11 protein-coding genes are annotated in these 20,644 nt (G+C 73.8%); 10 read left to right on the top strand and 1 reads right to left on the bottom strand.

The window, feature by feature from the left end; genetic code table 11:
* Nucleotides 1–2: 2 nt before the first annotated feature.
* The 5 genes from N5I75_RS39405 (at nucleotide 3) to N5I75_RS39385 (ending at nucleotide 7,887) form a co-directional block, all read left to right on the top strand.
* Nucleotides 3–3,812 carry a non-ribosomal peptide synthetase gene (locus N5I75_RS39405; RefSeq protein WP_476685268.1) on the top strand — a complete coding sequence of 1,270 codons (3,810 nt, stop codon included), beginning with the start codon at nucleotides 3–5 and terminating at the stop codon, nucleotides 3,810–3,812.
* A 111-nt stretch (nucleotides 3,813–3,923) separates the two neighbouring features.
* The gene (locus tag N5I75_RS39400) at nucleotides 3,924–4,613 is read left to right on the top strand and encodes a thioesterase II family protein (protein ID WP_476685515.1); all 690 of its coding nucleotides are present in this window, start codon (nucleotides 3,924–3,926) and stop codon (nucleotides 4,611–4,613) included.
* Nucleotides 4,614–4,646: 33 nt separating this feature from the next.
* A complete protein-coding gene (locus N5I75_RS39395) occupies nucleotides 4,647–5,654 on the top strand; it encodes a threonine ammonia-lyase (protein ID WP_476685267.1) in 1,008 nt (335 codons plus the stop codon).
* Between the two features lie 37 nt (nucleotides 5,655–5,691).
* The gene (locus N5I75_RS39390; RefSeq protein WP_476685266.1) at nucleotides 5,692–6,462 is read left to right on the top strand and encodes a thioesterase II family protein; all 771 of its coding nucleotides are present in this window, start codon (nucleotides 5,692–5,694) and stop codon (nucleotides 6,460–6,462) included.
* Between the two features lie 198 nt (nucleotides 6,463–6,660).
* Nucleotides 6,661–7,887, top strand: a complete 1,227-nt coding sequence (locus N5I75_RS39385; protein WP_476685265.1) for a cytochrome P450 — start codon at nucleotides 6,661–6,663, stop codon at nucleotides 7,885–7,887.
* 15 nt (nucleotides 7,888–7,902) lie between these two features.
* Here the strand turns inward: N5I75_RS39385 and N5I75_RS39380 are convergent, their stop codons facing one another.
* Complete coding sequence (locus N5I75_RS39380) at nucleotides 7,903–9,414, bottom strand: FAD-dependent monooxygenase (RefSeq protein ID WP_476685264.1); 1,512 nt, start codon at nucleotides 9,412–9,414, stop codon at nucleotides 7,903–7,905.
* A gap of 302 nt (nucleotides 9,415–9,716) precedes the next feature.
* Between N5I75_RS39380 and N5I75_RS39375 the strand changes: the two genes are divergently transcribed.
* From N5I75_RS39375 to N5I75_RS39355, 5 genes are all read left to right on the top strand, one after another.
* On the top strand, nucleotides 9,717–9,950 hold the full coding sequence (locus N5I75_RS39375; RefSeq protein WP_476685263.1) for a phosphopantetheine-binding protein: 234 nt from the start codon (nucleotides 9,717–9,719) through the stop codon (nucleotides 9,948–9,950).
* Nucleotides 9,947–11,197 (top strand): cytochrome P450, encoded by a 1,251-nt coding sequence (locus tag N5I75_RS39370; protein ID WP_476685261.1) that lies wholly within the window; start codon nucleotides 9,947–9,949, stop codon nucleotides 11,195–11,197. The genes N5I75_RS39375 and N5I75_RS39370 overlap by 4 nt, the downstream gene beginning before the upstream one ends.
* Complete coding sequence (locus N5I75_RS39365) at nucleotides 11,194–11,934, top strand: thioesterase II family protein (protein WP_476685260.1); 741 nt, start codon at nucleotides 11,194–11,196, stop codon at nucleotides 11,932–11,934. Before N5I75_RS39370 ends, N5I75_RS39365 begins: the two co-directional genes overlap by 4 nt.
* Before the next feature lie 31 nt (nucleotides 11,935–11,965).
* Nucleotides 11,966–15,034, top strand: a complete 3,069-nt coding sequence (locus N5I75_RS39360; RefSeq protein ID WP_476685259.1) for a type I polyketide synthase — start codon at nucleotides 11,966–11,968, stop codon at nucleotides 15,032–15,034.
* Nucleotides 15,035–15,111: 77 nt separating this feature from the next.
* On the top strand, nucleotides 15,112–20,643 hold the full coding sequence (locus tag N5I75_RS39355) for an SDR family NAD(P)-dependent oxidoreductase (protein WP_476685513.1): 5,532 nt from the start codon (nucleotides 15,112–15,114) through the stop codon (nucleotides 20,641–20,643).
* The last annotated feature ends 1 nt before the right edge of the window (nucleotide 20,644 follow it).

Here is a 20,644-nt window from a genome sequence, read left to right as displayed (position 1 = left end):
CAATGATTCCGCTGTCATTCGCCCAACGCCGCATGTGGGTCCTGCACCAGCTGGAAGGGGGCTCGGACTCCTGGAACATGGCGGCCGCCTTCCGGCTCACCGGCCCGCTGGACCGGGACGTCCTCGCCGCGGCGATCCGCGACGTGGTCGAGCGGCACGAGATCCTGCGCACCGTCTATCCGACCGACGACAAGGGCGAGCCGCACCAGCGCATCCTGCCCGTCGCGCAGGCGGCGCCGGAGCTGCCGCTCACCGAGGTGGCGCCGGACGAGGTGTCCGGCGCCGTCGATGCGGCGATCGCCCACCGCTTCGACCTCACCGCCGAACTCCCGCTGAAGGCCCGCCTGCTGCGCTGCGGGCCCGAGGAGCACGTCCTCGTCCTGGTCATCCACCACATCGCCACCGACGGCAGCTCGGGCGCTCCGCTGGTGCGGGACCTCGCCGCCGCGTACACCGCCCGGCGCGGCGGGCACGCGCCGGCCTGGGAGCCGCTGCCCGTGCAGTACAAGGACTACACGATGTGGCAGCGCGAGGTCCTCGGCGACGTCGCGGACCCCGAGAGCCTCGCCGCCACCCAGGTCGAGTACTGGCGCAAGGAGCTGTCGGGCGTCCCCCAGCCGCTGAACCTGCCGCTCGACCGCCCGCGGCCCGCCGAGGCGAGCGGGCGCGGCGCCACCGTCGACCTCGTCATCGAGCCCGGGGTGGCGACCGGGCTGCAGAACCTGGCCGACCGGCGCGGATCGACCCTGTCGATGGTCCTCCAGGCCGCGCTCGCCGTCCTGCTCCAGCAGCTCGGCGGCGGCAAGGACGTGACGATCGGCAGCTCCATCGCGGGACGCACCGACGAGGCGCTCAACGACCTCATCGGCTTCTTCGTCAACACGCAGGTGCTGCGGGTGGACCTGACCGGCGACCCGACCTTCACCGACCTGCTCGGCCAGGTGCGGGACAAGGCGCTGGCCGCCTACGAGCACCAGGACGTGCCGTTCGACACCCTCGTCGAGGCGATCAACCCGGAGCGCTCGGCGGCGTACCAGCCGCTGTTCCAGGTGATGCTCGGCGTGCAGAACTACGAGCGCCCCGACCTCGAACTCGCCGGGCTCAAGGTCGAGGTCGAGCAGGCCACCCCTTCCACCTCCAAGGTCGACCTGTTCTTCAACGTCATCACGGACTCCACGGGAGCGCTGCGCGGCGACATCCAGTACGCGACCGACCTCTTCGACCGGGACACGGTCGAGGCGATCGCCGGACGGTTCGCGCGCGTCCTCGCCCAGCTCGTCGCCGATCCCGGCGTGCACGTCGGCGCTGTCGACGTCCTGAGCGCCGAGGAGCGTCATCACCTGCTCGTCGAGGTCAACGACACCGCCGAGCCGACCCTGGAGCTGGTGGCGGCGATCCGCGAGCGGGTCCGGGCCACGCCGGAGGCGGTCGCCGTCATCGGCGAGGAGGAGTCGCTCACCTACGCGGAGCTGGAGGCGCGCTCGAACCGGCTGGCGCACTGGCTGATCGGCGAGGGCGTGCGCACGGAGTCACGGGTCGCCGTCCGCCTGCCCCGCGATGTGAACCTGGTGGCGGCGCTCCTCGCGGTCATCAAGTCCGGCGGCGCCTACGTCCCCATCGACCCGGACCACCCGCGCTCGCGCATCGACTACATCCTGGAGCACGCGGACCCGGTCCTCGTGCTCGACGCCGAGGCGCTCGCGGGCGTGGACTGGCCGGCGCTGTCCGACGAGGCCCCGCAGGTGACCGTCCGGCCGGAGAACACCCAGTACGTGATCTACACGTCGGGCTCCACGGGCCGGCCCAAGGGCGTCGCGATCCCGCGTGGCGCGGTCGCCAACTACCTGGCCACGGCGGGCCGCACGTTCCCGCTGGCGGCCGGCGAGCGGATGCTGTTCAGCACGACCGTGGCGTTCGACATGGCCAACACCGAGCTGTACCTCCCCTTCGTCTCCGGCGCGACCATGGTCGTCGCCGACAAGGGCACCGTCGCCGACCCGGCCGCCGTCCTCGCGCTGATCCGCCGCCACGGCATCACCGCCGTGCAGGCCACGCCCGCCTTCTTCCAGATGCTCCTCATGCACGACCCGCTCGCCGCGAAGGACCTGCGCATCATCATCGGCGCGGAGGCCGTCCCCGTACGCCTGGCCGAGACCCTGGCGAAACAGGCCACCGAGGTCTTCAACATGTACGGCCCGACCGAGACCGTCACCTGGTGCACCCAGGCGCTCGTGAAGCCGGGGGAGGGCGCCCCGATCGGGCGGCCGATGGGCAACTTCCAGATGTACGTCCTCGACGCGCGGCTGCGCCCGGTCCCGCGCGGCGTGGAGGGCGAGCTGTACATCGCGGGGGCCGGCATGGCCCGCGGCTACCAGAGCCGCCCCGACCTGAGCGCCGAGCGGTTCGTGGCCTGCCCCTTCGGCCCCGAGGGCGCCCGCATGTACCGCACCGGCGACCTCGTGCGCTGGGACCGGAACGGGCAGCTGGAGTACATCGCCCGCACCGACTTCCAGGTCAAGGTCCGCGGCTTCCGCATCGAGCTGGGCGAGATCGAGCACGCCCTCGACGGGCACCCCGCGGTGGCCCAGGCGGCGGTCGTGGTGCGCGAGAACCACGACGGCGACAAGCGCATCGTGGGCTACGTCGTGCCCGCTCCCGAGGTCGCGGGGCAGGGCGGCATGGGCGAGGAGCTGCTCGCCGAGGTCACCGACCACCTGCGCCGCCGCCTCCCCGAGTACATGGTGCCCGCCGCGCTGATCCCCCTCGCGGAGATCCCGCTGAGCCCCAACGGCAAGCTCGACCGCGCGGCGCTGCCCGCCGAGGACACGGGCGCCCCGGCCGCCGGGCGCGGGCCGCGCAACTCCCACGAGGAGAAGCTGTGCGCGCTCTTCGCGGAGCTGCTCGACCGCGAGAACATCGCCATCGACGACGACTTCTTCGCCCTCGGCGGGCACTCGCTGCTCGCCACCCGGCTCAGCGTCGGCATCCGCACCCAGTTCGGCGTCGACGTCCCGCTCAAGACCATCATCAAGTTCCCCACGGTCGCAGAACTGGCCGCGCTGCTGCTCACCGGCGACATCCCCGTGGAGATCGCCGACCCGTTCGCGGTCGTGCTGCCGCTCAACGCCGACCCGGGCACCGGCAAGGAGCCGGTGTGGTTCTTCCACGGCGGCGGCGGACTCGGCTGGGCCTACTTCAGCTTCGTCCTGCACGTCGAGGACCGGCAGGCGTACGCGCTGCAGGCCCGCGGCTCCGACGGCAAGGACAAGCTGGCCGGCTCGGTGGAGGAGATGGTCGAGGACTACGTCACCGAGATGCTGAAGATCCAGCCCGAGGGGCCCTTCCACCTCATCGGCTGGTCCTACGGCGGCACCGTCGTGCAGGCCGTCGCCGCGGCCCTCGACCGGCGCGGGCACGAGATCTCCTTCGTCGCCATCCTCGACTCGCAGCCCGGCGGCCACGGCTTCACCGAGATCCACGCCGGCAAGACCGAGTCCGACTACCGGGGCGAGCTGGAGGAGTACTTCGGCCAGTACATCGGCACCGGCAACCAGGGCGGGTTCCTGGACACCATGGCGAAGGTCCTGACCAACAACACGACGCTGATGATGGACTTCGAGTCGCCGGTCTACCGCGGCGACGTCGTCTTCTTCAGCGCCACGCTCCAGGACGAGACCTACGCGCACCTGTGGCGGCCGTACGTGCTCGGCGACATCGAGGTGCACGACGTGCGCGCCGTGCACCACGAGATGCACATGCCGGGACCCGTGGCCGAGGTCTTCGAGGTGCTCAACCGCAAGCTCGCGGGATGACCGGACGATGACCGGACAACGACGGACAACGACGGACAACGACATGGACGATTGGGGTTGGTCGGGGTGACAGGGCCCGGCGCATCAGAGCAACAGGGTGAGCGGACCACGCTGCTGTGCGTGCCGTTCGCCGGAGCGGGTTCCTCGTTCTTCCACCCCTGGCGGGAGCTGTCCGCCGGGCGGTGGCGGGTGACCTCCCTCGAACTCCCCGGCAGGGAGCGGCGGTTCCTCGAGGAGCCGTACCAGAACGTCGTGGAGGCGGCCAAGTCCGAGATCGACGCCATCGAGGCGGACCTTGGCGCGGACGCGCGGACCGTGCTCTTCGGGCACAGCCTCGGCGCGGTGCTCGCCTACGAGATCGCGCACCTGCTCACCGCGCGCGGGGTGCACGTCGAGCGGCTGGTCGTCAGCGGCTCTCCGGGGCCGTGGACCCAGCGCGAGCGGCGGGCCGCGGGCCTGAGCGGCGACGAGTTCCTCGCCCGGGTCGAGGAGTTCGCGGGCTTCCGGCACGAGGCCCTCGACCACCCGGAGATGCGGGAGCTGATCCTCCCCGCGCTGCACGCCGACTGCACGATGCACGAGGCGTACGTGCCGAGCACCGACGCACCGCTGTCGGTGCCGATCGTCTCGCTGCGCGGCGACCACGACGGCCTGGTCACCGCCGAGGAGGCCCGGCAGTGGCAGGACGCCACCACGGGCGGCTTCACCTACGCGGAGTTCCCCGGCGACCACATGTACCTGGTCGACAGCGGCCGGGAAATCCTCGACGCGATCGAGGCCCAGCCGGCGCGCGGTCACTGAGACCGGCGCCCCGAGGAGGGACGGAGACCCATCATGCCGATCGCCGCGCACCCCGTGGCCGTCGCCGAGCAGCCGCTGCTGCTCAGTTACGAAGGCGTGCACGACGCCCGGGACCGCATCGCCGGGCGCGTGCTGCAGACGCCCGTCGTCCGCAGCGACGAACTGGAGCGCATCGCCGGGGCCCGGCTGTGGCTGAAGGCGGAGAACCTCCAGCGCGGCGGCTCCTTCAAGATGCGCGGCGCGCTCCTCGCCGTCGAGCGCCTGGTCGCGGCCGGCAGCCTCGGCGTGGTCGCGCAGTCCACCGGCAACCACGCCATCGCCGTGGCCATGGCCGCCGCCCAGCACCGGCTCCCGGCCGTCCTCGTCCTGCCCGTCGACGCGGCGCCGACCAAGGTGCGGCGCATCCGCGCGGCAGGCGCCGAGGTGGTGCAGGCCGGGACCACGCTGGCCGAGCGGATCGCGGTCCTCGACGAGGTCAGGGCCGCCCGCGGCTACGACGAGATCGACCCCTACCAGAACCTGGACGTGGTGGCCGGCCAGGGCACCGCGACGGCGGACCTGCTGCACCAGGTGGCGGCGGCGGGCGAACGCCTGGACGCGGTGGTGCTGCCCGTCGGCGGCGGCAGCGCGCTCGCCGGCGCCTGCCTGGCCACCGCCGGTCAGGGCATCGACGTTTACGGCGCCGAGCCCGCCGCCGTCCCCGCCCTGACGGCGGCGCTGCGGGCGGGCGGCCCCGTCACCGTGGACGCGCGGCCCACCATCGCCGACGGCCTGCGGCCCGACCGCATCGGCCAACTCCCCTACGACCTGGCCCATGACAAGGTCGCCGGTGTCTTCACGCTGGAGGAGAGCGCCATCGCGGAGGCGCTGCGGCTCGTGCTGGTCCACGCCCGGCTGCTCATCGAGCCGGCCGCCGCCACCGCCGTGGCCGGTGCTCTGCGCCTGGCCGCCGAGGGCCGCGCCCGCGACATCGGGGTCCTCGTCTCGGGCGGGAACGTCGAGACGGCCCTCGTCGCGGAACTCCTCAACACCCACAGCTGATGACCACGACGCACCGCCACATACGGAAAGGCCGGCCATGACAGGGTCAGGGAGATACGACGGGCAGTGGACGCACCGCTTCCACCCCAACGACGACAGCGACTTCCGCCTCGTCTGCTTCCCGCACGCGGGCGGCTCGGCGAGCTACTTCTACGCCCTGTCGGAGGCCCTCTCACCGGTCCTGGACACCCTCATCGTCCAGTACCCGGGACGGCAGGACCGGCGCGCGGAGGGCTGCGTGGAGAACCTCGCCGAGCTTGCCGACCTCACCTACGCGGCGCTGCGGCGCAGCGAGGACGGCCGGCCCTTCGTCTTCTTCGGCCACAGCATGGGCTCCGTCCTCGCCTTCGAGGTGGCGCGCCGCTATCAGGACGACGCGGGTGCCCCGCCCGTCCGACTCGTGGCCTCCGGCTACCCGCCGCCCTCCCTGCTGCGCGGCGGCACGGTCCACCGCCGTGACGACGACGGCCTCGTCGAGGAGCTGCTCCTGGTCGGCGGCACCGACCCCGTCTACCTGGAGAACGCGCACCTGCGGGCGTCCATCCTCGCCGCCGTCCGCGGCGACTACACGGCCATCGAGACCCACCCCCGGGCGGCCGGCGTCCGGCTCGACTGCCCGGTCACCATGCTGGTCGGCACCGACGATCCGCACACCACCCTCGCCGAGGCCGAGGCCTGGCGGGAGCACACCACCGCCGACTTCGAGCTGCACGTCTTCCAGGGCGGTCACTTCTACCTCGACGAGCACGGCGCGGCGGTCAACGAGATCATCGCGGGCGCCGTCCGGGGCGTGGCCGTCAGCACGTAGAACCGGGTGGCGCCATCGTGGCGCCTGTGTCCGACTTGCATGGGTATGGGCGACTGCAAGGGGCGGCGAACCGAGTCGATCAATGGCCGAAGAGGGGGTTGCGCAACGCTCCGGGCGTGTCCTGGGTGCCACTTTGGCCCACCGTGGCGCCAAGAGTGTGCCATGGTGGGGTCACAGCCCCCCAGGAGAGGACAGCCCGTGAGCCGCACCGTCCCGGTCCCCACCGGCCTGCCCATGGAGCGTGACGCAGGGCCCTTCGACCCGCCCCGGCGGATCACCGCACTGCGCGACGCCCGCCCCGTCAGCCCGCTGCTCTTCCCCGACGGCCACGAGGGCTGGCTGGTCACCGGGTACGAGGAGGCCCGTCAGCTCCTCGCCGACACCCGGTTCAGCTCCCGCCTCGACATCGGCCCGCTGCACGTCCCGTACGAGGTGCCGGGCCTGCCCCCGGTCACCGAGCCGTCCCCGCAGATCCCGGGCATGTTCATCAGCATGGACCCGCCGGACCACGGCCGGCTGCGGCGCAAACTCATCGGCGCCTTCACCGTCAAACGCATGAAGACGCTGGAGGAGCACATCGTCGCCCTCGCGGAGCGGCAACTGGACGCGATGGAGCGGCTGGCCCCGCCGGTCGACCTGGTCAAGGAGTTCGCGCTGCCGCTGCCCCTCCTCGTGATCTGCGAGATGCTCGGCGTCCCCTACGAGGACCGGGGCGGCTTCCAGAAGAACTCGGCCACGTTCATGGAGCGCGACGTCGAGCTCGACGCGAAGATGGCCGCCTACACCGGCCTGACGACCTATCTGGCCGAACTCGTCACCGCCAAGCGCGCGGCGCCCGGCGACGACCTCCTGTCCGACCTGGCCCGCCAGGAGGACCTCAGCGTGGAGGAACTGGTCGGCATCGCCTTCCTGCTGCTGATCGCCGGCCACGAGACCACGGTCAACCAGCTCGGGCTCGGCACCTTCGCGCTCCTGGAGAACCCCCGGCAGGCCGCCGAACTCCGCGCGGACCCGGGCCTCATGCCGGACGCGGTGGAGGAGATCATGCGCTACCTCTCCGTCGCCGACATCTTCTACCGCTACGCCACCGAGGACATCGAGCTGGGCGGCGAGACCATCCCGGAGGGCTCCACGGTCGTCGTCTCCCTGCTCGCCGCCAACCGCGACCCGCGCCGCTTCGAGGATCCCGACGCCCTCGACGTCCACCGCAAGGCCCGCGGCCAGCTCGGCTTCGGCCACGGCGTCCACCAGTGCCTCGGCCAGCAACTGGCCCGCATCGAGATGCGCGCGGGCTTCGACGGCCTGCTCCGCCGCTTCCCGACACTCCGCCTCGCCGTCCCCGCCGAGGCGGTGCGGCTGCGGACCGACATGAACATCTACGGGGTCCACGAACTCCCGGTCACGTGGGAGACATCCGAGCGGTAGGCCGGGCGGCCCGGGTCACCGCCCGGGCCCCACCCACGTGGTGAGCGCCGCCCGCAGGGCCGCCGTGTCCGGCGCCTCGTCGGCGTCGGCGGCCCAGGCCACATGGCCGTCGGGGCGGATGAGGAGCGCGGCGGGCGCCGGGACGTCACCGACGGCGGGCACGGGCCACTGGTCGTCCTCGCTGTGCGCCTCGACCACGTCGACGCGGTCGGTCCAGCCGTCGGCCGCCCGCGCCGCCCAGGCGCCGCCGTCCAGGGCGAGCAGGACGGGCCGGGCGGCGTGCAGCAGCTCGTGGGCGCCCACGACGCCCTCGGGCGTCTTCAGGTCGGCGTCCGGCACCCGCCGCCCCGCGAGGGGGTGGTCGTCGTCGACCGGATAGCGCAGGTCGAGCGCGGTCAGCAGATGGCGCAGGTAGCGGTTGACGTCGTCGAAGACCATCAGCGCGCCGAACACCTCGCGCAGCGCGTCCGTCTGCGGTCCGGGCCGCACCAGCGCCGACTGCGCCCGCGTGTTCTGAAGCACCCGCTCGGCGACCGGGTGCCGTTCGGCGTGGTAGGTGTCGAGCAGGCCGTCGGGGGCGTCGCCGCGGACCACGGCGCCGAGCTTCCAGCCCAGGTTCACCGCGTCCTGCACGCCCATGTTCAGGCCCTGGCCGCCGGCCGGGAAGTGGATGTGGGCGGCGTCGCCCGCGAGCAGCACCCGGCCCGCCCGGTAGCGGTCGGCCTGGCGCGCGGCGTCGCTGAACCGGGAGACCCAGCGCGGGTTGCGCATCCCGAAGTCGGTGCCCGCGACGCGCACCATCGACTCCTTGAGCTGCTCGAAGGTGACGGCCTCGTCGCGCCCCGCCACCCGGTCGAACTCGGACGTGATGACCCGGTGCCAGCCCGGCTCGAACGCGATCGCCGAGTAGTCGCCGGCCGGCGTGCGCCGCACCCACACGTACTCCTCGGGGAGGTCGGGCACCTCTACGTCGCCGATGAGCGCGGTCATCGTCGCGTCGGTGCCGGGGAAGCCGATCCCCGCCGCTTTGCGCACCGTGGAGCGGCCGCCGTCGCAGCCCACCAGGTAGCGGGCGCGCAGCGGCGCGGACTCGGTGCCGCCCGAGCGCAGCTCGACCGTGACTCCGTCCGCGTCCTGTACGAGGCCGGTGACCTCCGCCGAGCGGCGCACCCGCGCGCCCAGTTCGTCGGCGCGCTCCTCCAGGAGCCGTTCGACGGCGGACTGCAGGATCATCAGCGGGTAGGGGTGGCGCGACTCGGACTCGTCGAAGTCCAGGTAGAGGCCGGAGAAGTGGCCCACCGGCTGCAGTTCGCCCTCGTCGAGGAAGCGGTCCACGATGCCGCGCTGGTCGAGGAGTTCCAGCGTGCGGGAGTGGATGCCGCCCGCCCGGGACTCGCCCGAGCGCTTCGCGAGCGGGTCGACCACCGTCACCTCGACGCCCGCGAGGCGCAGTTCGCAGGCGAGCATCAGGCCCGTGGGTCCGGCGCCCGCGATCACCACGTCCGTGTCCCAGCCGGTGTCTGCCACGTCGTTCCCCTTAAATCCCGGTGATCCCGCCGCGCGCCCGAGCGCCCTCGGCACGGGTGCCTGACCCTCACGGTCACGCCCGGCGCGCCACCCGTTCAAGACACCCCGCGCCCCGGGCGCCCGGGGCGCGGGGGCGCTTGTCGCCGTCCCGCCGGCGGGACGAGGCTCGGTCCACGAACCGGCCCGGCCATCCCCCGGGGAAACGTGTCCCGCCGGCGGGACAGCGGCCGGGCCGCGACATCCGGAACCGGAACAGGACACGAGCGGGTGCTCCCGGTCGGTGGAGGAAGGAAAGACTGGCAATGGATTCGCTCGGACAGGACATCGCAAAGCTGTGGGCCCACCACCTCGATCGCGCCGAGGTCGGGGTCGACGACGACTTCTTCACGCTCGGCGGCAACTCGCTCACCGGCATCAAGATCATCGACCAGGTGGCGCAGGACTACGGCATACGGCTCTCCGTGCGCGACTTCTACCTGGCCCAGACCCCGGCGCGGGTCGCCGCACTGATCGAGCAGGGGAGGGCGGCGGCGTGAGGCTGACGCCGGGACCCGCGCGCGACGTCGACCTCGACGCGCTCGACCTCTTCGACCTCGACCTCTACACCTCGGGCGACCCGCACCCCGTCTGGGACGTCATGCGGGACAAGGCGCCCGTGCACCGCCAATCCCTGCCCGACGGGCGGGAGTTCTGGTCGGTGACCCGGTACGAGGACGTCTGCCGGGTGCTCGGCGACCACCGCGAGTTCACCTCGGAGCGCGGCACCACCCCCACCCACGTCGGCATCGACGACCCGGCCGCGGGCAAGCTGCTCACCTCCACCGACCCGCCCCGGCACACCGAGGTCCGCAGGCCGCTCGGGACCAAGCTCACCGCCCGCGCCGTGAAGTCCTGGGAGGACTCCATCCGCGACACGGTGGTCCGCTTCCTCGAACCCGCGCTGGACGGCGAGGTGTTCGACCTGGCCGAGCGGGCGCTGCTGCTCCCCGCGATGGTCACGGGCCCCCTCCTCGGCATCCCGGCCGCGGACTGGGAGGAGCTGGTCCAGCTGACCGCGATGGTGACCGCCCCCTCCGACCCGCACTTCCAGATCGGCAACGAGCCCACCACGCTGGCCATCGCCCACCACGAGCTGGTCGCCTACGTCACCGACTGGGTCAAGGGCCGCCGCGCCACCGGCCTGGAGGACGACAGCCTGCTGCACCACCTGATGAGCGTGCGCGCGGGCGGCGCGCCGCTGACCGACGAGGAGATCGCCCTCGACGGCTACAGCATCCTGCTCGGCGCCAACGTGACGACGCCGCACACCGTCTCCGGCACCGTGCAGGCGCTCATCGAGCGGCCCGAGCAGTTCGACAAGGCGCAGGCCGACCCGACGCTGATCCCGAACCTCGTCGAGGAGGGGCTGCGCTGGACCTCGGCCGCCTGCAACTTCATGCGGTACGCCGTCGACGACGTCGAGCTGCCCGGCGGCACCATCCCGGCCCGCGCCGCCGTCGTCGCCTGGATCGGCTCGGCCAACCGGGACCCGGAACTCTTCGCCGACCCGCACTCCTTCGACCTCACCCGCCCCAACGCCAAGCGCCACGTCGCCTTCGGCTTCGGGCCGCACTTCTGCATCGGCGCCCCCCTGGCCCGGCTCACCCTGCGGATCTTCTTCGAGGAGCTGCTCGGCCGGTTCGCGTCCTTCGAGCCCCTCGGCGAGCCCGAGCACCTGCGCTCGTACTTCATCGCCGGAATGACCCGCTTCCCCCTCGTCGCGCAGAAACGGCAGACGCCATGACCACCGACACCTCCACGCTCGCCCCCTCGCCGTGGTTCGTCCGGCCGCCGTCCACCGAGCACGCCGCACGCCTCTTCTGCTTCCCCTTCTCCGGGTCCGGGGCGTCGGCGTTCAGCGCCTGGCCGGCCGCGCTCGACGGCGTCGAGATCTGCCCGGTGCAGTTCCCCGGCCGCGAGAACCGGCTCGGCCACCCGCACTACGGCACCTACGAGGCCCTCGCCGACGCCCTGATCGAACCGCTCACGCCGCTGCTCGACCGGCCGTTCGCGTTCTTCGGGCACTGCTCGGGCGTGGTCCCCGCCTACGAGACCGCCCTGCGGCTCGCCGAGGCCGGACTGCCCACCCCGCAAGCCCTGCTCGTCTCCGGTCAGCCCGCACCGCACGACGCCTCGCGCGACCCCATGCTCACCATGACCGAGCCCGAACTGCGCGCCGAGATCGAGGCGTTCCTGCGCGGCCGGGGCATCCAACCGCGCCCGGACATGCTCGACCTCGGCGTCATGGTGCTGCTGCGGGACACCGAGGCCGCCCGCGCCTACCGGCGCGAGACGGTGGCACGCCTCGACTGCCCCGTCACCGTCCTGCACTGGCGCGACGACGCCGACGTGCACCTCGACGACCTCCAGGGCTGGCGCCGGTACACGGACTCCGTCGAGTTCCGCGTGCTCGGGGGCGGCCACTACGACTTCATGGACGCGCCGGACGACCTGCGCACCCTGCTGACCCGCTGGCTGTGACCGCCGGACGGCGGACTCGGAAGGACACAACATGAGTGGCGAAGCCACCGATATCGCCGTCGTCGGACTGTCGTGCCGGTTCCCCGGTGTGCACGGGCCGGACGAGTTCTGGCGGCTGCTGGCCGGCGGGGAGTCGACGGTCGGCAGGTTCCCCGCGCACCGCGCGGCCGACGCCCAGGTGGACCTCGCCGGCCACCCCGACGCCGCCACCCTGACCACCGGCTCCTTCCTGGACTCCGTCGACACCTTCGACGCGGAGTTCTTCGGCGTGTCCGCCGCGGAGGCCGCCGCCATGGACCCCGTGCAGCGCCTCGGCCTCGAACTCGCCTGGGAGGCGGTCGAGGACGCCGGGATCGCGGCCCCCGCGCTCGCGGGCCGGGAGATCGACGTCGTCGTCGGCGCCGCGCCCTCCGGCTACGACCAGCTGCGCAAGCGGTCCGGCAGCGACCAGGACGACCACTACGCCGCCCTCGGCTCCAGCGGCGCCCTCATCGCCAACCGCATCTCCCACCTCCTCGACGTGCGCGGCATGAGCCTCGCCGCCGACTCCGGCCAGTCCTCCTCCCTGGTCTCCCTCGCGCTGACCTGCGACCGCATCCGCTCCGGCGCCGTCGACCTGGCGCTCGCGGGCGGCGTCCACCTGATCACGGACCCCGCGTCCGGCACCGCCCTGGCCAACCTGGGCGCCCTCTCGCCCGACGGCCACTGCTTCCCCTTCGACGAGCGGGCGGGCGGCTTCGTGCGCGGCGAGGGCGGCGCGTTCGTCCTGCTCAAGCGGCTCGACCTCGCCGTCGCCGACGGCGACCACCTCTACGCCGTGGTGCGCGGCTGGGGCGTCCGCAGCGGCGGCGCCTCCTCCCGGATGCCCGACCCGAGCCCCGCCGGGCAGGCGTCGGCCGTCCTGTCCGCCCTGCGCAGCGCGGACGTCACCTTCGACTCGGTCGACTACGTCGAGGCGCACGGCACCGGCACCCGCCTCGGCGACCCGGCCGAACTGGCCGGCCTGCGCGAGGTGCGGGCCGAGCACGGCAGCCGACGCCCCCTGGTCGTCGGCTCGGTGAAGGCCAACGTCGGCCACCTGGAGCCCGCCGCGGGCCTGGCCGGACTCGTCAAGACCGTGCTCTGCCTGGACCGCGGCCTGCTGGTCCCCAACCCCAACTTCCGCACCCCGAACCCCGCCGTCGCCGACTTCGCGGAGGACTTCGAGGTCCTCACGGCCCCGCGGCCCTGGACCGGCGCACCGGGACGGCCGCGCCGGGCCGGTGTCTCCTCCATCGGCATGGGCGGCACCAACGCCCACCTCGTCCTCGAACAGGCCCCGGAGCCCGCGCCCACGACGCCCGCGCAGGCCCCCGCCGCCGTCCCGTGGGTCCTTTCGGCCCGCACGGACGAGGCCCTGCGCCAGCAGGCCGCCCGGCTGCGGGACTTCGTGACCGCCCACCCCGGGCCGTCGACGGCCGCCGTCGGACACGCCCTCGCCACCACGCGGACCACGTTCGCGCACCGCGCGGCCGTCGTCGCCACGGACCGGGCGGAGGCGCTCGCCGGACTCGACCTGCTGGCCCGGGGCGACACCTCCGCCCGCGCGGTGCGCGGCACCGCCGCCCGGGCGGCCGGCCCCATCGTCTTCGTCTTCCCCGGCCAGGGCTCGCAGTGGACCGGCATGGGCCGCCGCCTCTACGCGGAGTCGCCGGTCTTCGCCGAGGCGATCGACGCCTGCGCGAAGGCCCTCGACCCCTGGCTGGACTGGAGCCTCCTCAACATGGTGACGGGCGCGGGACCGGCCCCCTCGCTCGACGACGGGGACGCCGTACGCCAGCCCGCGCTCTTCGCGATGATGGTCTCCCTGGCCCGGCTGTGGCGCTCCCTCGGCGTGGTCCCCGACGTGGTCATGGGCCACTCGCAGGGCGAGATCGCCGCTGCCTGCGCCGCCGGCGCCCTGAGCCTGGAGGACGCCGCCCGCGTCATCGCGCTGCGCAGCCGCGCCCTGTCCGCGCTGGCGGGCCACGGCGCCATGACCGCCGTGGCCGCACCCCTGAGCTGGGTCGAGGAGCGCATCGCCCGGTGGCCGGGACGGCTGTCCGTGGCGGTCGTCAACGGACCGGAAGCCGTGGTGATCGCGGGGGAGCCCGCCGCCGTGGAGGAGTTCACCGTGCTCGCCGACGACGACGGCGTACGCGTGCGCCGGATCAAGGTCGAGTACGCCTCCCACTCCCCGCACGTCGAACGCATCCGCGACGAGGTCCTCGCGGCGGGCGCCGGCATCACACCGCTGGAGACCGCGGTCGAGTTCCACTCCACCGTCACCGCCGGACCGCTCGACACCCGCCGCCTGGACGCCTCGTACTGGTACGACAACCTGCGCGAGCCGGTCCGCTTCGGGGAGACCCTGGAGCAGCTGATGCGGACCCGCGGCGGTGTCTTCGTCGAGGTCAACCCGCACCCCATCCTCCAGGTCGCCATGGCGGAGGCCGCCGACGCGCTGCCCAGCCCGCCGCCCGTCGTCTCCACCCTGAGCAGGCACGACGGCAGCCTGGGCAAGGTGGTGGCGTCCCTCGCCGAACTGCACGTGCGCGGCGCGCCGGTCAACTGGAAGGCGGTCTTCGCGGGCGGCAGGACGCCCAGGACCGCCCTGCCGACCTACCCGTTCCAGCGGGAGCGGTACTGGCTGACGGCCGCCGACGCCACCCCCGGCGCCGTACAGGCCGGTGAGGCGCAGCCCGGCGCACGTACGGCGGAGTTCGCCTCGCCCGCCGCCGTCCTCGCCCTGGTCTGCGAGGAGACGGCCGCCCTGCTGCGCGCCAAGGGCGCCGCGCTGACCGGAGCGGAGCTGCACGCGCGGACGGCCGAGACCTTCAAAGTGCTGGGCTTCGACTCCGCCATGGCGGTGGAGCTGCGCAACAGGCTCAACGCGGCGACCGGCCTGCGCCTCGCGGCCACCGTCGCCTTCAGCCGCCCCACCCCCCAGGAACTCGCCCTGCACCTGCACTCCCTCCTCGCACCGCAGCCCGGCGACGACCCGGAGCCGGCGGCGGTGCCCGACCTGGAGGACCGCAGCGACGACGACCTCTACGCCCTGATCGACCGCGGATACGTCTAGGCCGCGCATTCATCGCTCACAGCGGCGCGCCCGCGTCCGCACCTTTTGACATGCAACTTGTTCCGTTGAGGGAGGCCCTGGTGGAGGAAGTCGACAAGCTCCGGTCCTACTTGCGACGTGCGGTCGGCGACGCGCAGGAGCTGCGCGAGCGGGTGCGCGAGCTGGAGGAGTCCGCGCGCGAGCCCATCGCCGTCGTCGGCGTCGGATGCCGCTTCCCGGGCGGCGCGACCTCCCCCGAAGCGCTCTGGGACCTCGTCGCCGGCGGCGTGGACGCGATGGGCGACTTCCCGTCCGACCGCGGCTGGGACTTGGAGGGGCTCTACGACCCGGACCCCGAGGCGGCGGGGAAGACGTACACGCGCTCCGGCGGATTCCTGGCGGACCTCGCCGACTTCGACGCGTCCTTCTTCGGCATCAGCCCCCGCGAGGCGCTGGCCATGGACCCGCAGCAGCGGCTCATGCTGGAGACCTCGTGGGAGGCGCTGGAGCGCGCGGGCATCGACCCGGAGACCCTGCGCGCCAGCAACACCGGCGTCTTCACCGGCCTGTACGACGTCGACTACGGTCCGCGGCTCGGCGGCGGCGCGGGCGGTGAGGTGGAGGGCTTCCGGCTCACCGGCACCTACCTCAGCGCCGCGTCCGGCCGGGTCGCCTACACCCTGGGCCTGCACGGCCCGGCCGTGTCGACGGACACCGCCTGCTCGGCCTCGCTCGTCGCCGTCCACCAGGCCGTACGGTCGCTGCGCTCCGGCGAGTGCACGATGGCGCTCGCGGGCGGCGTCTCGGTGCTGCCGACCCCCGGCATGTTCGTGGAACTCGCCCGGCAGCGCGGCCTGTCGCAGGACGGCCGCTGCAAGGCGTTCGCCGACGCGGCCGACGGCACCGGCTTCTCCGAGGGCGCGGGCGTCCTCGTCCTGGAGCGGCTCTCGGACGCGCGCCGCAACGGCCACCAGGTGTGGGCGGTGATCCGGGGCAGCGCCGTCAACCAGGACGGCGCCTCCAACGGCCTGAGCGCGCCGAACGGCCTGGCGCAGCAGCGCGTCATCCGCGCCGCCCTCGCCGACGCGGGCCTGGGCGTCGGCGACGTGGACGCCGTCGAGGCGCACGGCACCGGCACCCGGCTCGGCGACCCCATCGAGGCCGAGGCGCTGCTCGCCACCTACGGCCAGGAGCGGGAGGGCCGCGACCCGCTGTGGCTCGGCTCCCTGAAGTCCAACCTCGGCCACACGCAGGCCGCCGCGGGCGTCGGCGGCCTGATCAAGATGATCATGGCGATGCGCCACGGCGTGCTGCCGAGGACGCTGCACGTGGACCGTCCCTCCTCGCACGTCGACTGGGAGGCCGGGGCGGTCGAGCTGCTGACCGAGGCCCGCGACTGGACCACCCCCGAGGACCGGCCGCGCCGCGCGGGCGTCTCCGGATTCGGCATCAGCGGCACCAACGCCCACGTCATCCTCGAACAGGCCCCCGTCGACGACTCCTCGCAGCCCCTCGCCGACTGCGGCCCGTCCGTGCCCTGGGTCCTTTCCGCCCGCTCCGAACAGGCGCTGCGCCGGCAGGCGGAACGGCTGCACCACGCCCTCGCCGCGGCCCCGGACGTGTCCGCCGCCGCCGTGGGCCACGCCCTGGTGACGACCCGCTCGCGCTTCGACCACCGCCAGGTCGTCATCGGCGCAGGCCGCGAGGGACTGCTCGCCGCGCTCGCCGCCGTCGCCGCGGGCGACGAACCCGCTGCCGCCGCCGTCTCCGGTGTCGCCCGGCCCGTCGGCAAGACGGTCTTCGTCTTCCCCGGCCAGGGCGGCCAGTGGCTCGCGATGGGCCGGGAGCTGTACGAGACGTCACCGGTGTTCGCCGGTCAACTGCGCGCCTGCGCCGACGCGTTGGAGCCGTGGATCTCCTGGCCGCTGATCGACACCGTCATCGGCGGGCCCGACGCGGCCGACCTCGCCGACATCGACGTCGTCCAGCCCGCCCTCTTCGCCGTGATGGTCTCCCTCGCCCAGGTGTGGCGCTCGCTCGGCGTGACCCCGGACGTGGTGATCGGCCACTCCCAGGGCGAGATCGCCGCCGCCCAGATCGCGGGCGCCCTCACCCTCCAGGACGCCGCGAAGATCGTGGCCCTGCGCTCCCGGCTCCTCGCCACCGTCACCGGACAGGGCGCCATGGCCGGGATCCTGCTGCCGCAGCAGAAGGTGCGGGAGATGCTCGCCGGCAAGGAGGACCGGATCGGGATCGCCGCGGTCAACGGGCCGAACGCGACGACGGTCTCGGGCGAGAACGAGGCGGTCGCGGAAGTGGTCGCGGCCTGCCAGGCCGAAGGCGTCCGCGCCCGCGCGATCAAGTCCAGCGTCCCCGGCCACTCGCCGCTCATGGACCGCTTCGACGGCGTCCTCCAGCGGGAACTCGGCCGGATCACCCCGCACCCGACACCGGTGACGATCTACTCGACCGTGACCGGTGACGTGATCGACCCCGCCGCGCTCGACGCCGGCTACTGGTACCGCAATTTGCGCGAACCGGTCCAGTTCGGCACCGCCATGGGCCGCCTGGTCGAGCGCGAGCGCGACAGCGTCGCCGTCGAGGTCGGCCCGCACCCGCTGCTCGTCATGAACATCCAGGAGATGTACGACGAGACGCCCGGCGCCACGGGCCTCGCGGTCGGCACGCTGCGCCGCGACGCGGGCGGCCTCGCCCGCCTCCACGAGTCCGCCGCCGAGGCCTTCGTGGCGGGCCTGGACGTGGCGTGGCGGGAGGTGTTCGCCCCGCGCGGCAGCGGCCAGGCCGAGCCGGTCGCCCTGCCCACCTACCCCTTCGAGCGGCGGCGCTACTGGATCGACACCCCCGAGGAGACCACCGCCGCCCGCACCTCCGACCATCCGCTCCTCGACGCCGTGATCGACCTGCCCGGCGAAGGCCCTGACGGGTCCGGCGGCGTCGTCGGCAGCGGACGCCTCTCCCTGGAACGCCACCCGTGGCTCGGTGAACAGCTCGTCCACGGCGCCGCCGTCCTGCCCGCGGGCGTCCTCGCGGAACTGGCCGCCTGGGCCGCGCACCGCACCGGCCGCGACACCGTCGGCGCACTCACCCTGGAGACGCCCCTGGTGCTCTCCGGCACCGCCGACCGCGACCTGCGCGTCGCCGTCGACGCCGAGCACACCCTCACCGTGCACTCGCGCGCCGAGGGCGAGAGCGCGTGGACCCGCAACGCCGTCGGCACCGTGCTGAACGCCCCCGCCACCACCCCCGAGAGCCTCACCGCGTGGCCGCCGCCGGGCGCGGACCCCGTGCCTTTCGAGGACGAGTACACCCGGCTCGCCGCCCTCGGCACCACCCACGGCCCGCTGCTGCGCGGCCTGAAGCAGGTGTGGCGGCGCGGCGAGACCCTGTACGCCGAGGTCGGACTGGACGAGGCGCACGGTGCGGACCAGAACCGGTTCCGGCTCCACCCGGCGCTCCTGCACGCCGCCCTCCTGCCGCTCGGGCTCGGCGGCTTCGTCGAGCCCGGCCACCCCGGCGGCTGGCTGCCGCAGCGCTGCACCGGACTGCGCATCGGCCCCGGGCGGGCGTCCGCGCTCCGCGTACGCCTCGCCCCGGCGGGCGGACACGCCCTGTCGGTGACGCTCGCGGACCAGGACGGAGCACCGGTCGGCTCCATCGAGGAGCTGACCCTGGCCCCGGCCGACGTGGCACGGCTGACCGAGCTGAGCTTCGACCGGCAGGACTCGCTGTTCCGCGTCGACTGGGCCGCCGTGCCGACCCCGGACGGCGGGCCCGAGGGCGGGTACGCGGTCCTGGACTCCCCGGAACTCGACGCACTCGCCGCCGACGGCGAACTGCCCCCGGTCGTCCTCGCCTACGTCGACAGCGCGCTCGCGGGCGAAGGGCCGCTCGGCGGCGACGTCCCCGGCACCGTCGAGCGCACGCTCCACGACGTGCTGCGCTGGACCCGGCGCTGGCTGACCGACGAGCGGTTCGCCGGCTCGCGCCTCGCCCTCGTCACCGAGAACGCCTTCCACGACGACACCACCGGCCACGGCCCCGACCCCGCCGCCGCCGCGGTCTGGGGCTTCGTACGGTCCGCCCAGACCGAGAACCCGGGCCGGTTCACCCTCATCGACACCGACGGGCGCGACGCCTCACGGGCCCTCGTCCCGGCCGCCGCCGCCACCGGGGAGGCCCAGCTCAGGATCGGCTCCGGCGCCCTGAGCGCCCCGCGCCTCGAACGCGCCGCCGCACACCCCGCGGACCACGCGCCCGAGCTCGCGGCCGGCTCCGTCCTGATCACCGGCGGCACCAGCGGCCTCGGCGCCATGCTCGCCCGGCACCTCGTCGCACGCCACGGCGTCCGCAGCCTCGTGCTCGGCAGCAGGCGCGGCCCCGACGCCCCCGCGGCGGCGGCGCTGCGCGAGGAGCTGACAGCGGCCGGGGCCACGGTCGAGATCGTGGCCTGCGACATGACCGACCGCGACGCCGTGGCCGGACTCCTCGCCGCCGTGCCCCGCGAACACCCGCTGACGGCGGTGGTGCACTGCGCGGGCATGCTCGACGACGGCGTGGTCGAGGCGCTGACCGAGGAGCGCGTGGACGCGGTCCTCGCCCCGAAGGTGCGCGGCGCCTGGCACCTGCACGAGCTGACGAAGGACCTCGGTCTCACCGCGTTCGTCCTGTTCTCCTCGATCGCGAGCGTGCTCGGCACCGCGGGCCAGGCCAACTACGCGGCGGCCAACGCCTTCCTCAACGGACTCGCCCAGGCCCGCCGCGCCGAAGGGCTGTCCGCCACCTCGATGTGCTGGGGCTTCTGGGCCGAGCGCAGCGAGATGAGCGCCGACCTCGGCGACGCGGACATCGCCCGGATGCGGCGCCAGGGCATGCGCCCGCTGGCCTCGGCGGAGGGGCTCGCGCTCTTCGACGCGGCGCTCACGGCGGGCGACCCGGTCGTGGTGCCGGTCCGCCTCGACCTCACGGCGCTCGACGAGCTGGCCTCGCCGCTGCTGCGCGCCCTGGCCCCCGCCCCGACCGCCGCGCCCGGCTCCACGGCCGACGCGAAGCCCACCGGCGCCGCGCTCGCCGAGCAGCTGGCGGCGCTGTCGCCGGAGGAGGCCCACGCGGCGCTCCTGGAGATTGTCCGCACCCAGACCGCGCTCGTCCTCGGCCACGCGGAGGCCGCGCGCGTCAGCGCCACCGAGCCGTTCAGGAAGCTCGGCGTCGACTCGCTCACCGCGCTCGAACTGCGCAAGAAGCTGACCGCGGCGACCGGCCTGAAACTGCCCGCCACGCTCGTCTTCGACCACCCGAACCCGGCCGCCGTGGCCGAACTCCTGGCCGAGCGCCTGATCCGGCGTCCGGACGCCGCCGCTGACACCGGCGCGGGCGCACCGGTTCCGGCGGAGCACCTGGTCAAGGAGATCGAAGGGCTCGGCGCCCGGCTCGAGGACGCGTTCGCCCGGCTCGCCCAGGACGAGCGCACCACCATTTCCACGCTGCTCGGCGAGTTGCAGGGCCGCGTTCGTTCGCTGGCGGGCGATCAAGCGCCCACCACCGTCGCCGACCAGATCAGTGCGGCGTCCGCGGGAGACCTTCTCGCGCTGCTGGACAAAGAGCTCGGCTAGG

It is taken from the genome of Streptomyces sp. R818 (assembly GCF_056172735.1).
Note: the sequence above shows the minus strand (reverse complement) of the source record. Positions and strands in the feature narration are given on the sequence as shown.

Coding starts and splice junctions, on each gene's coding strand:
- N5I75_RS39405 (WP_476685268.1), top strand. CDS start 3: ATGATTCCGCTGTCATTCGCCCAACGCCGCATGTGGGTCCTGCACCAG.
- N5I75_RS39395 (WP_476685267.1), top strand. CDS start 4,647: ATGCCGATCGCCGCGCACCCCGTGGCCGTCGCCGAGCAGCCGCTGCTG.
- N5I75_RS39390 (WP_476685266.1), top strand. CDS start 5,692: ATGACAGGGTCAGGGAGATACGACGGGCAGTGGACGCACCGCTTCCAC.
- N5I75_RS39375 (WP_476685263.1), top strand. CDS start 9,717: ATGGATTCGCTCGGACAGGACATCGCAAAGCTGTGGGCCCACCACCTC.
- N5I75_RS39365 (WP_476685260.1), top strand. CDS start 11,194: ATGACCACCGACACCTCCACGCTCGCCCCCTCGCCGTGGTTCGTCCGG.
- N5I75_RS39360 (WP_476685259.1), top strand. CDS start 11,966: ATGAGTGGCGAAGCCACCGATATCGCCGTCGTCGGACTGTCGTGCCGG.